Origin of the sequence: Methylocystis sp. (assembly GCF_051062815.1) — a bacterium.
Lineage (GTDB): Bacteria > Pseudomonadota > Alphaproteobacteria > Rhizobiales > Beijerinckiaceae > Methylocystis.
The window spans coordinates 50,270-64,533 of the sequence record NZ_JBPFDU010000096.1; the positions used below are offsets into that span (position 1 = coordinate 50,270).

Consider the following 14,264-nt stretch of genomic DNA (forward strand, 5'->3'; position numbering starts at 1 on the left):
TCTTCCGCGCCTCTACGCGAAGCCGCGATAGGCGTCGAAATCGGCGGGCGCGCCCACCGAAATGCCGGCGGCCTGCGGCGCGATCCGCTTCAATAGCCCGGCGAGAACCTTGCCCGAGCCGCATTCGACGAATTTCGTCGCGTCGTGACTCGCCATATAGGCCACGCATTCGCGCCAGCGCACCGCGCCGGTGACCTGCTCGACGAGCAGTCGGCGAATCGCCTCCGGGTCCTGCGTCGGCGCCGCCGTCACATTGGCGACGACGGGGACGCACGGGGCGCTGATCGACGCGTTTGCGAGCGCCTCGCGCATGGCGTCGGCGGCGGGCTGCATCAAGGCGCAATGGAAGGGCGCGGAGACCGGCAGCAGCACCGCCCGCTTGATTCCCTTCTGCTTGGCGATGTCGATCGCCTTGTCGACGGCCGCTTTGGCGCCGGAAAGCACCACCTGGCCGCCGCCATTGTCATTGGCGACCTGACAGACGCCGTTCGCCGCCGTCGCCGCCTCCTCGGCGACGGCGCGCGCTTGATCGAGGTCGGCGCCGAGCAGCGCCGCCATGGCGCCTTCTCCGACAGGGACCGCCTTCTGCATGGCGTCGCCGCGAATGCGCAGCAGCCGCGCCGTATCGGAAATCGTCAGCGCGCCCGCGGCCGCGAGAGCGGAATATTCGCCGAGCGAATGGCCGGCGACGAAGGCCGCCTCGCGCGCAAGATTGAGCTCGCATTCAGCCTCCAACGCGCGAATCGTCGCAAGCGAAACCGCCATCAGCGCCGGCTGGGCGTTGGCGGTGAGCGTCAGCTCCGATTCAGGGCCTTCGAACATGAGTTTCGAGAGCGGCTGCGACAGTGCATCGTCGACCTCGGCGAAAACCGCGCGCGCGGGCGCGAAGGCGTCGAACAGCGCCTTGCCCATGCCGACCGCCTGAGATCCCTGACCGGGAAAAATGAAAGCCTTCTCCATGCGTAACCGTCCCTGCTTATTATTGTTTGGGTCGCCGCGTGTGGCGCCGGGGGGTTCGCTGTGTCAAGTTGGCGCGTGACATCGAAAAGCGGGCTGGAGCGGGAGATGAGCCAAACGACATGCGGCGGCGACGCCGGCCGCTTCAATCGGCGCGCCGCGCTGGCGACGCTGGGCGCAGGTTTTGGGCTAGCCTTTGGCGCCGCGCCGGCGCATGGCCATGCGAAGCGCGCGCCCGTCCGGCCGGAAGACGAAGGCTTTATGCGGTTGGCGATCGCTGAAGCCGCCAAGGGCGACTTTCCCTTTGGCGCCGTGATCGTGCGCGACGGCAAGGTCGTCTCGACCGGGCGCAATCTCGGCGTGACGAACAATGATCCAACCGCGCATGGCGAGATGGTCGCCATTCGCCGCTTCGTCGCCGACAATCCGGCCAAGGATCTTAAGGGCGCGACGCTTTACACGTCGGGCGAGCCCTGCCCGATGTGCATGGGCGCGATCGTCTGGTGCGGACTCGGGCGGGTGGTCTACGCCGCGTCGGTCGAGCAGCTTGAGAAGCGAATCGGCCAGATCATGATCACGAGCATGGCGGTGGCGGAGGCCGCGCCCTTTCTGACGGTCGAAATCACTGGCGGCGTTCTCGCGCCGGAAGCGCTTGCGTTGTTTGATAAGAAGTGAGCGGAGCTCGCCGCCTTCTCCCGCAAGGCGCAAAGCCGTCGCTGATGGCTGGCCCGCCGAGGCGTATCTATTCTCGCGCGTAACTCATCGAAATGCGGGCCTAAGGAACAAACGATCCAGTTGATGCGTCGGTACAGCACACACGCTTTGACGAAAGGTCGAACACTATGACCTCGGACATCAACGCTCTGCATGATGAAATCGCTGCACTAACTCTCCGAGTTGCGCGGCCCCTAATTTGGCACGACCGAACTGAGAGGTGGCCAAAGGAAGTTAATGGCGCGACCTGTTTCTTCCTTCGGTTCGGGCAGGGAGTGATTGGAGTCACCGCTGACCACGTTATCGCCGCCTATGAAAGCGCTGTCGCAATAAACGCGAATACAGTTTGTCAGTTACGGAATTCTCCAATCTTTGAACTCACCGAGGCTATCATCGCGAGAGACGCGGAGCGCGACATTGCAACTTTTAGAGTGCCAGAGGAGCTGGTGTCATCTATCGAGGCTATTCCTCTTGATTGCAGAGGCGCTTGGCCACCACCAGAGCCGCAAAACACATGGCTGCTCAGCGTTTGCGGATTCCCCGAATCCATGAGAACGACGAGGTCCGACAGAACGGCGGAGTTTCGGGCTTGGGGCGCACTAGCTGCTGTCGAGGGTGTGACGCCGCATGAAATCTTGATCACCTACGATCCGGCAATCGTCAAACCTACCGCGTGGGCTCCAGACCTTCCTCCGGTGGGGTTCAATTTAAGCGGGTGTAGCGGTGGGCCTGTGCTTGTGCACGGTTCCAGAAACGGGCTGCATCGTTGGTTTCCCGTGGGGCTCATTTCTTGGGGGCCGAAGGATCATGAGAAGCAGGGTTTGGCTGCGGAGTTCGACCTGATCCGTTTGCGACGTATCGACATGGTGCAACCCGACGGTACCTTCCTTTCCCCCGTGGAGGAAATCGGGTGGCTTCCTCGGTAGCACCGAATGTACAAATCCCAGGGTTCTTACACGAATCAGGCCGCTTCGAATTCTTAATATCATCTCGCGCAAGGCTTAGGTGCAAAGTCTACACGAGACAGAGCCTCACTGCCCCGCTTTCCCCCTCACCAGCTCCTCCACCACGCCCGGATCGGCGAGCGTCGAGACATCGCCGAGCGCGCCAAACTCTCCTTCGGCGATCTTGCGCAAAATGCGCCGCATGATTTTTCCAGAGCGCGTCTTCGGCAGGCCCGGCGCGAATTGCACGATGTCGGGCGTCGCGATCGGCCCGATCTCATGGCGCACCCAATGCACCAGCTCCTTTCGTAGATGTTCGCTCGGCGTCACGCCCTGATTGAGCGTGACGAAGGCGTAGATGCCCTGCCCCTTGATGTCGTGCGGATAGCCGACGACGGCGGCTTCCGACACTTTGTCATGCGCGACGAGCGCGCTCTCGACTTCCGCCGTGCCGAGGCGATGGCCCGAGACATTGATGACGTCGTCGACGCGGCCGGTGATCCAGTAATCGCCGTCGGCGTCGCGCTTGGCGCCGTCGCCGGTGAAATATTTGCCCGGAAAAGCCGAGAAATAGGTCTGCGCAAAACGTTCGTGATCGCCATAGACGGTGCGCATCTGCCCCGGCCATGAATCCGAGATCACGAGCAAGCCTTCGCACGCGCCTTCGAGAACATTGCCGAGCGGATCGACGATCTCCGGCGCGACGCCGAAGAACGGCCGCGTCGCCGAGCCGGGCTTCAGATCAATTGCGCCGGGCAGCGGCGAGATCAGCACGCCGCCGGTTTCCGTCTGCCACCATGTGTCGACGATGGGACAGCGGCCTTCGCCAACGACACGATGATACCATTCCCACGCTTCCGGGTTGATCGGCTCGCCAACGGAGCCAAGCAGGCGCAGCGATTTGCGGCTGGTCTTTTTCACCGGCGCCTCGCCCGCCGCCATCAGCGCGCGAATGGCGGTCGGCGCCGTGTAGAAAATATCGACCTTGTGCTTGTCGACGATCTCCCAGAAACGCGACACGCTCGGATAATTCGGCACGCCTTCGAACATCAGCGTCGTCGCGCCATTGGCGAGCGGGCCGTAGAGAATATAGCTGTGGCCGGTCACCCAGCCCACATCCGCCGTGCACCAATAGACGTCGCCCTCGCGATAGTCGAAGACGAGTTCATGGGTGAGCGAGGCGTAGACGAGATAGCCGGCCGTCGTATGCAGCGCGCCCTTCGGCTTGCCGGTCGAGCCGGACGTATAAAGTATGAACAGCGGATCTTCCGCGTCCATCTCCGCATAGGGACAATCGGCGTGCACGCGCGCGGCTTCTTCCTCGTAGCGGAAGTCGCGGCCGGGCTGCATGTCGATGTCGCCGCCGGTGCGCGTCACGACAATGACCGTTTTCGCGGAAACCTTGTCGAGCGCCGCGTCGACATTGGCCTTGAGAGGAATCTTCTTGCCGCCGCGCAGGCCTTCGTCCGCCGTGACGATGACGTCTGACTCCGCGTCGGCGATGCGTCCCGCAAGCGAATCCGGCGAGAAGCCGCCGAACACCACCGAATGAATGGCGCCGATGCGCGCGCAGGCGAGCATGGCGAAAGCCGCTTCGGGAATCATCGGCAGATAGATGGTGACGCGGTCGCCCTTCTTGACGCCGTGCGTCTTGAGCACATTGGCGAAGCGGCAGACTTCTTCATGCAGTTCGGCGTAAGTGATATGGCGTGAGACCGAAGGATCGTCGCCTTCCCAGATGATCGCGGTCTTGTTGGCGCGCTCCGGCAGATGCCGGTCGATGCAATTCATCGCGACATTGGTGGTGCCGTCCTCGAACCAGCGTATCGAAACATTATGGGTGTCGAAGCTGGTGCGCTTCACTTTTGAAAAGGGCGTGATCCAGTCGATGCGCTGCGCCTGTTCGGCCCAGAAGCCGTCCGGATCTTTGATGGAGCGTTCGTAGAGCCGGCGATAGGCCTCTTCGTCGATGCGCGCGCGCTTTTTCCAGTCGTCCGGGACGGGGTAGATTTTTTGCGACATTCATTTCTCCATCGACGCATTCCGTAAACGCCCGCCCGTCATGGCCGGGCTTGTCCCGGCCATCCACGTCTTTATGGCGACGCAGATCGGGAGAACATGGCGCATTGTCTCGGCGTGGATGCCCGCGACAAGCGCGGGCATGACGCGGAAAGGGGACGCTTACCGGCGCGGAATGGGGAGCGCTCATCCTTTGCGGGCGCGGGCGAGCTCGACATTATGCTGCATGCGCTGAACCATGAGTCGCATCAGGTAAAAGCCGAATTGCGGAGTCTGCGCCGCGAGCTGCAAGAGATCGTCATAGCGCACGCAGAGAAGCTCGACGTCGGTCGCGGCGACCGCGGTGGCGGTGCGGCGGTTTTCATTGGTGAACATGCCCATCTCGCCAAAGAGCGTTCCGGGCTTCAGGGTGACGTCGGGTTCGCGCAGATGGATCTCGCCGCGCACCAAGAGATAGGCTTCCTCGGACAGATCGCCGATGCGATGCAGGACGAAGCCTTCGGACAGCTTTAAGGGCCGCATATAGGGACGCAGCCATTCGAAATCGAAATCCTCGGAGGCGGCGGCGCGAATGTCCTGGACGAGCCGCCGGATCTGTCGGAGCCGCACGATGTTGACCGGGACCAGAAAGGCGTTGAGCGCGAAGAGCGGGTAGAGACCCTTGAGGAAAAAATAGGCGGCGAACAGCGCATTGGCGAGGATCGCCGCGATCCGCAGCGGGATCATGGTGTTCGACACATAAACGAACACGCTCGCCGCCGCGGCGAGATAGCCGATGACTTCGATAAGCAGACCGTTCAGCGTCGTGGGCAGCGTCATGGCGAGATCGCTCGGACTTCAGCTTCGCCCAACACCTTTAGCAGAAGACTTTGTAAAAATGCGAGGGCGGAACACGTCGCCGCGCCGGGCGTTGCAAAGGTCTACGGGGGTGGAGCAGGAATCGCCATGACGCAGTCCGCCAGCATTCGTCCCGCCCGCGCCCGGGCTGCTTTTCCGACCGCCGCCGCCGGCTTTCTGCTTCTGCGCGGTTCGAGGCGGGAGATGGCGCCGCAGGAGGTTTGAGCCGCGCCTCATCCGTTTGGCGCTTTGCCCTTGCTGCGGCGATTTGGTAAAGGGCGCTAGACCTCCTCGCGCCACACCGAAAGAAACATGGACAAATTCACCACGCTGACGGGCGTCGCGGCGCCGTTGCCGATCATGAACGTCGATACGGACATGATCATCCCCAAGCAGTATCTCAAAACCATTCAGCGCACCGGCCTCGGCAAGGGCCTCTTTTCGGAGATGCGCTATCGCGACGACGGTTCCGAGAATCCCGATTTCGTTCTGAATCAGCCGGCCTACCGCAACGCCCGCATCCTCGTCGCCGGCGACAATTTCGGCTGCGGCTCGTCGCGCGAACACGCGCCCTGGGCGCTGCTCGACTTCGGGCTCCGCTGCATCATCTCGACGAGCTTCGCCGATATTTTCTATAACAATTGCTTCAAGAACGGGATCCTGCCGATCGCGGTGAGCGAGGCCGAACTCGACAGGCTGATGGACGACGCCAAGCGCGGCGCGAACGCCACCCTGACCGTCGATCTCGCGGCGCAGGAGATTCGCGGGCCGGACGGCGGCGTGATCACATTCGACATCGACCCCTTCCGCAAGCACTGCCTGCTGAACGGGCTCGACGACATCGGGCTGACGCTCCAGAAGGCCGACAAGATCGACGACTATGAAAAGCAGGCCGCGGCGAAGCGCCCTTGGGCGTGACTGCGACTCGGTCGGCGCCGCAGCGCGGCGCCGGGCTAATGTTTCCGAAGCGGCGCTTATGGGATAGAGCACCCCTGACGGGGCGGCGAGCGTCGCTTCCAACCGCTGGACGCCCAGAGCGACGGACAAGGCGCGCTTGAGTTATCTTTCCGCCCTTTCCATGCGTTTTCGCGCCGCCGGCCAATCGCTGGCGCGGCTCGCGCACGGCGTGAGGCGCTCGCGAAAGCCCGACGACATCGCGGAAGGCCAATGGCGTGACGCGGGCGCCCAAAACTTAGGCGCCGATTCCGACGAGGCGGCGCGCGACGCAAACTTCTGGGGACCCGCGCCGACGAACGAACAAGCTGAGCCGCCGCCGGCCTTCGAGCCGGGCGCCGCCTATCGGGAACCCGCCGGATTCGACGGCCAGGGCCTGCTTTCCATCCATAATCTGGCGAAGTCCTACAAAGCGCGCCGCGTCGTCGAAGACGTGAGCCTGCATGTGGCGCGCGGCGAGGCGGTCGGGCTGCTGGGTCCCAACGGCGCCGGCAAGACCACCGTTTTTTATATGATCACCGGGCTGGTGAAGCCCGACAAGGGCGTCATCTCGCTCGACGGCTATGATGTGACGCCGCTGCCGATGTATCGCCGCGCGCGGCTCGGAATCGGCTATCTGCCGCAGGAGGCGTCGGTGTTCCGGGGCCTCTCGGTAGAGGACAATATCCGCGCCGTGCTCGAGATCACCCAGCCGGACGCCAAAAAGCGCGAGGAGGAGTTGGAGGCGCTTCTCGAAGAGTTCCGCCTCACCCGCATGCGCCACACGCCGGCCGTGGCGCTTTCCGGCGGCGAACGGCGTCGCTGCGAGATCGCCCGCGCGCTCGCCGGCCACCCGTCCTTCATGCTGCTCGACGAGCCTTTCGCCGGCATTGATCCGATTGCGGTCGGCGGCATTCAGGACCTTGTGCGGCATTTGAAAGCGCGCGGCATTGGCGTGCTCATCACCGACCACAGCGTTCGCGAGACGCTGGGCCTCACCGACCGCGCTTACATTATCTACAACGGCCATGTGCTGACCGAAGGAACGCCCGACGAAATCGTCGCCAATCCGGACGTTCGGCGCATCTACCTCGGTGAAGATTTCCGCATGTAACGCCGCAGGCGCCGTTTCTTCAGAGACGGCGGGGCGCCTCTTGGCGCGGCGGCAAAGGGCGCTTTCGCGCAGGCGAGTTTGGTTGTTTTTCGCGCGGCGGCGAAGCCCGCGTCGTGCAGCGCCAAGGTTGCGCTCTCGGCGCCCCACGGGCGTTCTCCAAGAAGGGTCGCCTGTCGCCCGTTCGGGCGTCTTCGCGTTCGACAAATTGGTGATTAAGGCTTGGGCGTTTTGCTCGGCGGCGCGCTGCTTTTTTGGCCCTGTGCGCGCTGGTCTGAAGTGATATAAGCAAGAACCGCGCCGCACAGCGGCGGCCGATGGCGTTTCGAGTGGGCCGAGCGAAATGGCGATTTCCACCAAGTTGATGATGCGTCAGGGCCAAGCCCTGGTGATGACGCCGCAGCTGCTCCAGGCGATCAAGCTGCTGCAGTTTTCCAATTTGGAGCTTGCCGCCTTTTTGCATGACGAGCTCGAGCGCAATCCGCTGCTGGAAGCGCAGGAAGGCGATGGCGGCGTCGACGCGGCCGATCATGGTTCCCAGGGCGCGGAGCCGAGCGCGGCGGAGCCCTTTGAAGGGCCGCAGGAGGGCGACTGGGCCCAGCAGGATCTCGCCGTCGACTCCGCGACGCTCTCCGCCGATCTCGGCGCCGACATGAGCAATGCTTTTGAGCCCGAGGGCCCTTCGATCGGGGAGCGGGCGCGGGATGAGGCCCCCGACGGCGCCGGCCTTTCGGCGACCTCCTGGACCGGGGCCGCCGGCGGCGGGCCGGCCGACGGCGAAGCGCCCAATCTCGAAGCTTATGTCGCCGATCGTCAGAGCCTCCACGAGCATCTCGCCGAACAGCTGGCGCTCGCCTGCCCCGATCCACGTCACAGAATCATCGGCCAATCGATCATCGATGCGATCGATGAGAGCGGCTATCTGCGAGAGGAGCTTGGCGAGATCGCCGCGCGTCTCGAGGCGGACATGGCGGAAGCCGAGCGCATTTTGGCGACGATCCAGACCTTCGACCCTTCCGGCGTCGGCGCGCGCGATCTTGCAGAATGCCTCGCGATTCAGCTCAAGGAGCGCGACCGCTATGATCCGGCGATGCAGGCGTTCGTCGCCAATCTTCCGCTCGTCGCGCGCCGCGATTTCGCGCAGCTCGCCAAGGTTTGCGGCGTCGACGACGAAGACGTCGCCGACATGGCGGCGGAGCTGCGCCGGCTGGAGCCCAAGCCCGGCCGAGCCTTCGGCGGCGCCCCGATTCAGCCGCTCGTCGCCGACGTCATCGTTCGCGCCGCGGCGGACGGCGCCTGGCATGTGGAGCTCAACGCTGACGCGCTGCCGCGCGTATTGGTCAACCACAGTTACGCGGCGCAAGTCAGCGCCGTCGCCACCGGCCCCGCCGACAAAAGCTTCATTTCGAGCTGCCTGCAGAACGCCAACTGGTTGACCAAGAGTCTCGAGCAGAGGGCCCGCACCATTCTACGCGTCGCTTCTGAAATCGTGCGATTGCAGGACGCCTTCCTCACGCATGGCGTCGAACATCTGCGTCCGCTGAACCTGCGCACCGTCGCCGATGCGATCGGCATGCATGAGTCGACGGTTTCGCGGGTGACGTCGAACAAATACATGATGACGCCGCGCGGCGTCTTCGAGCTCAAATATTTCTTCTCCGCGTCGATCGCCACGACGAGCGGCGCCGCCGCGCATTCGGCCGAGGCGGTGCGCTTTCGCATCAAGCAGATGATCGATCGGGAAACGCCCGACGGCATCCTGTCGGACGACGCGATCGTCGAACGGCTGAAGGCGAGCGATATCGAAATCGCCCGGCGCACGGTCGCGAAATACCGCGACAGTTTGCGCATTCCATCCTCGGTCGATCGCCGCCGCGCCAAGCTTGCGCAGGCGCGCATGACAACCAATTAATTGACCTATGTCGTCCCGAGGCTTGACGCTTCGCTGTGGATGAAGAGTCCATTGACTTCGCACGCCGAGGCTTCTAACGCTGCGCGGAATTTCCGCTCTTTGGTTAGATGGCGGGCGATTCGCTGACCCCTCAGGCGGAGTTCCAGGGCGGATGGGGGCGCGTTGGCGGTTGGTCTGACGGCGGCGCGGCAGGCGCGCGGCTGGCCCTTGCCGCGCCGAAACTTCGCTCGCAACGAAAGTTCGGAATGCAAAATGTCTCTTAGGGTTTCCGGCAAGAACATCAACATCGGCGAAGCGCTTCGGGCTCATGTGACGCAGAGGCTGGAGACGGCGGCGGCGAAATATTTCGACGGCCGAGTCAGCGGCCACGTCACCATCACGCCCGAGGGCTCGGGCTTTCGCGCCGACTGCAGCCTGCATCTCGCCTCCGGAATCGTGCTGCAGGCCGACGGCCGCGCACAGGAGCCCTACGCCTCCTTCGATCAGGCGGCCGAGCGCATCGAAAAGCGCCTGCGCCGCTATAAGAGCAGGCTCAAGAGCCATCACGAGCATGGCCACGGCGACGGCGCTCAGGCCGAGGTCGTCGCCTATCACGTGCTTGAGGCGCCCGATCAGGAAAATGAGGCGTCGGCGGAGTTCAGCCCCGCGATCATCGCCGAATCCACCACGCAATTGCGCCGGCTGTCGGTTTCGGCGGCGGTTCTCGACCTCGATCTCACTGGCGCGCCCGTCGTGGTGTTCCGGCACGCCAACACCGGCCGCGTGAATGTCGTCTATCGGCGCGGCGACGAAAATATCGGCTGGATCGACACCCCCGAGTTGGAAGGCGACGCGCGCTGACAGCAAAAACGTCGTGGGACGGCCATAATAACGGCCTTCTCGGTACGTATCTTGCCATTTTCCCACGTCCCTTCGGGTTTGGCGAAAATAGCGAGACGTTGAAATTTCAAGGATGGTCTGCGCCTTCAGCGGCCCTAGACCTCCCATGAGAAGCAGGATGATCGTCGCATGCGGCCAACGGACTTGGTTTCGCCGGATTCGGTTTGCGCCTCGCTGAAGGCGACGACGAAGAAGCATCTTCTCCAGGAACTCAGCGAGAAGGCCGCGAAGATTTGCGGGCTTCCCGCGCGCGAGATCTTCGATGCGCTTCTTCACCGCGAGCGGCTGGGCTCGACGGGAATTGGCGAAGGCATCGCCATTCCACATGGCAAGCTTGCGAAATTGAAGGGGATTTACGGCGTGTTCGGCCGTCTTGACCGGCCTGTCGACTTCGGGTCTCTTGACGGCGCGCCGGTCGATCTCGTGTTCATGATCCTCACGCCCGAGAGTTCGGGCGCTGATCATCTCAAGGCGCTTGCCTGCGCGGCCCGGATGCTGAGGGAGCAAGGCCTCGTGGCGACGCTACGCGGGACGCGCGACGACGATGCGCTCTATTCGCTGATCGCGCAGCGCTCGAAGCCGTTTGCGGCATAAATTGCGCCGCTCCTTAGAGCGGCGCGCTGCGTTTTTGGGCGCCGCCTCCATGCGAGGCGTGTCCGCCTTTGCGGCCGGCTTCCGAAGCGAGCGCATGATCGCGCGAGAAGCTCCGCTTGGCCGGATTCACGCTTTGACCGCCCTTGCGCCCTGCCCGGGCCGCAAGATCGGGGTTCTGCGAGAAGCTTCGTTTCTCGTCAGGAACGCTCTGGCCGCCCTTGCGTGCGATGGCCCGCTGCTTTTCGGGATCCATAGACGCAAAACCGCGACTGGATTTTTTGTTCTCCTCCATGGGCCGCCTCTCAAAGTTCCCCCAGCGCCTTCGGCTATAACTCGCCGGCTCGGCCAATGTTTCTGGGTGGCGGCGATTTATCTTCGCAGTCCCGAAGGATCCCCCGCTGGGAAGGCGAGGGCGAAAAAAAATAATGTTTGCAATGAGATCAGCGACTCACATGCCGACCCGCGGCGCGCTTTGTTCGCGGCGACCGGCGCGTCGTTCAAAAAACAGCGCCTGGCTGATGACGGCCTTGAGGCTTTCGACGTTGAAGGGTTTGGCGATCAGAAAGGCCGGTTCGGGCGGCTCGCCGGTCAAAAACCGCTCAGGGTAGGCGGTGACGAAGATCACCGGGATGGACAGAGAGACGAGGATCTCGTTTACGGCGTCGAGCCCGGAACTGCCATCCGCGAGCTGGATATCGGCGAGAATCAGTCCCGGGTTGCCTTGTTGTATGGCCGCCAGCGCCTCGGCGTGGGTGCGCGGCATGCCGACCACCCGATGTCCCAGCTCCTCGACGATGCTCCTCAGGTCATGGGCGATCAGGGGCTCGTCCTCGATAATCAGCACGTCGGTCGCGATCTGGTCGGCGATCTCGCCGTTTGCCACCTCGATCAGGGCGCCAGCCTCGAGCTCCGAAACCTTTAGAGTCTGACCAATCTGGTCGAGATCGAAGCCTTCGAGCGCCTGCAGCAAAAAGGCTATTCGCGGCTTCAGCGAAATAGCGTCGAGATTGCGTCGGCCATTTTCCGACAGCGCGCCGGAATGATCCGTGTGGGCGTTGATCGGCGTCGCCGCCCAGACATCCAGGAACAGACGGTATACAGCGATGCGCAGGTCATCGGAATCTGTGATGCGGCTGGGTTCCGCGACGACGGTTTCGAGAGTGGCCAGCACATAGGCGTCGCCGCCCTCCCGATCGCCGACCAATGCGCGCGCGAAACGTCTCAAATAGGGAATATGCGCTGAAATTTCCTTTGACGCCGACATGTCTTACAACTCCAGCAGCATCGAGCCTCGCAGAGGAGAGGAGTGCGGGCTAAGCAGATTCAAAACTTGGACAATACGTCAAAACTGCTCGGCATTTTAGGGAACCAATCCTTCAGCGGTGCGTTTTGCCTACCGTCCTTGCGGCGCAGTATAACGCGGCGGCTCCAGAAATCATGCATATTAAAATAGAGGGCTCCATGGGGAATAAGAATCCGGAGAATATAGTTGCGCGGGCGAAAGCAGACGACGATGCTTTCGCGGGCGACGGGCGGTATTCTTCGAGACCGGGCCCTCGCAGGGTGGAGACGTTTGCAGGGTGGGTGATGACACGTGACGAATTCGGCGAGCGTCGCCGAGGAGTAGGGGAGGCGCACTGCGGCGCACAGCCGGCCCAGCGACCGCGGCCGGTGGAATTCCAGGACTCGATCGGAAAGGAGCTCCGCAATCTCTACGACGATGTCGTGGCTCAACCGGTTCCCGATCGATTTCTGAAACTTTTGAACCAACTCGAAACGAATGTGCTATCCTCCCCGGCGACGTCAAGCGCGCCGAGGAAGAGTGAGTGAAGGCAAGCGAAGCAGCGCATTCAGCGGGACAGGGATTGAAGGCTGATCTGATCTCAGCCATCCCGAGCTTGCGCGCGTTCGCGGTGTCGATTTGTGGAAACTCCGATCGCGCCGACGACCTCGTTCAGGAAACGCTGGTCAAGGCCTGGGGCAGCCTCGCGACGTTTTCGGAAGGCACCAATCTCACCGCCTGGCTGTTCACGATTCTGCGCAACATCTACTACAGCGAATTTCGCAAGCGCCGACGCGAGGCCCCCGATCCCGACGGGCTGATCGCCGGACGATTAGTCGCGCCGGAATCGCAGCACGCGCATATGGATTTTCTCGACTTCCGCGACGCGATGCAAAAATTGCCGCTCGATCAACGCGAGGCGCTGATCCTCGTCGGCGCCTCCGGCATGTCATATGAGGAAGCGGCTCAAATCTGCGGCTGCGCGCCGGGCACGATGAAGAGCCGGGTGAACCGCGCCCGCAATCGGCTCTCGGAGCTGATGTCGGCGCCGCCGACCGGCGAGCCGCGCGAATGGTCCTCGGCCGAGCAGCTCTCCGCAGCCGCGCGCGATTGAACGCTGCTCGGAAATGCCGCATAGGGAGGCGCGCCAAGCGCCCCTTTCCATGCGAGCCAGCCGATGACCGACGATCACAGAATTGAACGCGACTCCTTCGGCGATATCGCCGTGCCGTCCTGGGCCTATTGGGGCGCCCAGACCGAACGGTCGCGCGAGAATTTTCCGATCGGCGGCGATCTCATGCCGATCGAGATCGTGCATGCGCTGGCGCGCATCAAGCTCGCGGCCGCCAAGGTCAACGCCAGGAAAGGCCTGCTCGAGCCTAAGATCGCCGACGCGATCGTCGCCGCCGCGCGCGAGGTGATCGACGGCAAGCTCGATGTTCATTTCCCGCTCGTCGTCTGGCAGACCGGCTCCGGCACCCAGACGAACATGAACGTCAATGAGGTCATCGCCAATCGCGCCAATGAAATGCTGGGCGCGCCGCGCGGCGCGAAATCGCCGGTGCATCCGAACGACCACGTCAATCTCGGGCAGTCGTCGAACGACAGTTTTCCGACCGCCATGCATATCGCCGGCGCGACGACGATTTCCGGCCGACTGATTCCCGCCGTCGAGCGGCTGCATATCGCGCTCAACGCCAAGGCGGTGAAATTCGCCGATATCATCAAGATCGGCCGCACCCATCTGCAGGACGCGACGCCGGTGACGCTCGGCCAGGAGTTTTCCGGCTATGCGGCGCAGGCCGAATACGCGGAAAGGCGCATCAGAACGACCCTCGCCGATCTTCTGCAGCTCGCGCAGGGCGGCACGGCGGTTGGCACGGGCGTCAACACCTTCAAGGGCTTTGGCGAAGAAGTCGCCGCCGACATCGCCGAACAGACAGGACTGCCTTTCGTATCGGCGCCCAATAAGTTCGAGGCGCTCGCGACTCATGATGCGATCGTCTTCGCCCATGGCGCGCTCAACGCGCTGGCCTCGGGCCTCTATAAGATCGCCTGCGACATTCGCCTGCTCGGCTCCGG

At 63.2% G+C, this 14,264-nt stretch carries 14 protein-coding genes; 9 read left to right on the top strand and 5 right to left on the bottom strand.

All coding sequences use genetic code 11. The features are described 5' to 3' along the window. Positions 1-12: 12 nt before the first annotated feature. Positions 13-960 (bottom strand): ACP S-malonyltransferase, encoded by a 948-nt coding sequence (fabD, locus tag ACR65W_RS20080; RefSeq protein WP_434499473.1) that lies wholly within the window; start codon positions 958-960, stop codon positions 13-15. Positions 961-1,065: 105 nt separating this feature from the next. On the opposite strand from fabD, the gene ACR65W_RS20085 reads away from it, so the two are divergent. Beyond that, positions 1,066-1,632: a nucleoside deaminase gene (locus ACR65W_RS20085; RefSeq protein ID WP_434499472.1), complete on the top strand. Its 567-nt coding sequence runs from the start codon at positions 1,066-1,068 to the stop codon at positions 1,630-1,632. A gap of 1,070 nt (positions 1,633-2,702) precedes the next feature. Here ACR65W_RS20085 and acs read toward each other — a convergent pair. Together acs and ACR65W_RS20095 are read right to left on the bottom strand one after the other, a co-directional pair. After that, the gene (gene acs / locus ACR65W_RS20090) at positions 2,703-4,637 is read right to left on the bottom strand and encodes an acetate--CoA ligase (RefSeq protein WP_434499471.1); all 1,935 of its coding nucleotides are present in this window, start codon (positions 4,635-4,637) and stop codon (positions 2,703-2,705) included. Positions 4,638-4,820: 183 nt separating this feature from the next. Continuing rightward, on the bottom strand, positions 4,821-5,453 hold the full coding sequence (locus ACR65W_RS20095; protein ID WP_424373305.1) for a Crp/Fnr family transcriptional regulator: 633 nt from the start codon (positions 5,451-5,453) through the stop codon (positions 4,821-4,823). 330 nt (positions 5,454-5,783) lie between these two features. Between ACR65W_RS20095 and leuD the strand changes: the two genes are divergently transcribed. The 5 genes from leuD to ACR65W_RS20120 all read left to right on the top strand — a co-directional run bounded on the left by leuD (position 5,784) and on the right by ACR65W_RS20120 (position 10,900). Further along, complete coding sequence (gene leuD / locus ACR65W_RS20100) at positions 5,784-6,389, top strand: 3-isopropylmalate dehydratase small subunit (protein ID WP_175093777.1); 606 nt, start codon at positions 5,784-5,786, stop codon at positions 6,387-6,389. A gap of 136 nt (positions 6,390-6,525) precedes the next feature. Next, positions 6,526-7,518, top strand: coding sequence for an LPS export ABC transporter ATP-binding protein (lptB, locus tag ACR65W_RS20105; protein ID WP_434499470.1), 993 nt, complete (start codon positions 6,526-6,528; stop codon positions 7,516-7,518). 340 nt (positions 7,519-7,858) lie between these two features. Next, on the top strand, positions 7,859-9,427 hold the full coding sequence (gene rpoN, locus ACR65W_RS20110) for an RNA polymerase factor sigma-54 (protein WP_434499469.1): 1,569 nt from the start codon (positions 7,859-7,861) through the stop codon (positions 9,425-9,427). 252 nt (positions 9,428-9,679) lie between these two features. Next, on the top strand, positions 9,680-10,267 hold the full coding sequence (gene hpf / locus ACR65W_RS20115; RefSeq protein ID WP_434499468.1) for a ribosome hibernation-promoting factor, HPF/YfiA family: 588 nt from the start codon (positions 9,680-9,682) through the stop codon (positions 10,265-10,267). A 168-nt stretch (positions 10,268-10,435) separates the two neighbouring features. Further along, positions 10,436-10,900, top strand: a complete 465-nt coding sequence (locus ACR65W_RS20120) for a PTS sugar transporter subunit IIA (RefSeq protein ID WP_014891684.1) — start codon at positions 10,436-10,438, stop codon at positions 10,898-10,900. 13 nt (positions 10,901-10,913) lie between these two features. On the opposite strand, the gene ACR65W_RS20125 is transcribed toward ACR65W_RS20120, so the two are convergent. Then, positions 10,914-11,192, bottom strand: a complete 279-nt coding sequence (locus ACR65W_RS20125) for a general stress protein (protein ID WP_014891685.1) — start codon at positions 11,190-11,192, stop codon at positions 10,914-10,916. A 156-nt stretch (positions 11,193-11,348) separates the two neighbouring features. Then, positions 11,349-12,164, bottom strand: a complete 816-nt coding sequence (locus ACR65W_RS20130) for a response regulator (RefSeq protein ID WP_434499467.1) — start codon at positions 12,162-12,164, stop codon at positions 11,349-11,351. A gap of 323 nt (positions 12,165-12,487) precedes the next feature. Between ACR65W_RS20130 and ACR65W_RS20135 the strand changes: the two genes are divergently transcribed. The 3 genes from ACR65W_RS20135 to ACR65W_RS20145 all read left to right on the top strand — a co-directional run. Next, positions 12,488-12,730, top strand: coding sequence for a NepR family anti-sigma factor (locus ACR65W_RS20135; protein ID WP_245433520.1), 243 nt, complete (start codon positions 12,488-12,490; stop codon positions 12,728-12,730). Continuing rightward, on the top strand, positions 12,727-13,296 hold the full coding sequence (locus tag ACR65W_RS20140; protein WP_434499466.1) for a sigma-70 family RNA polymerase sigma factor: 570 nt from the start codon (positions 12,727-12,729) through the stop codon (positions 13,294-13,296). The genes ACR65W_RS20135 and ACR65W_RS20140 overlap by 4 nt, the downstream gene beginning before the upstream one ends. Before the next feature lie 63 nt (positions 13,297-13,359). Further along, positions 13,360-14,264: lyase family protein (locus tag ACR65W_RS20145; RefSeq protein ID WP_434503056.1), on the top strand; the 905-nt coding region annotated here is incomplete at its 3' end.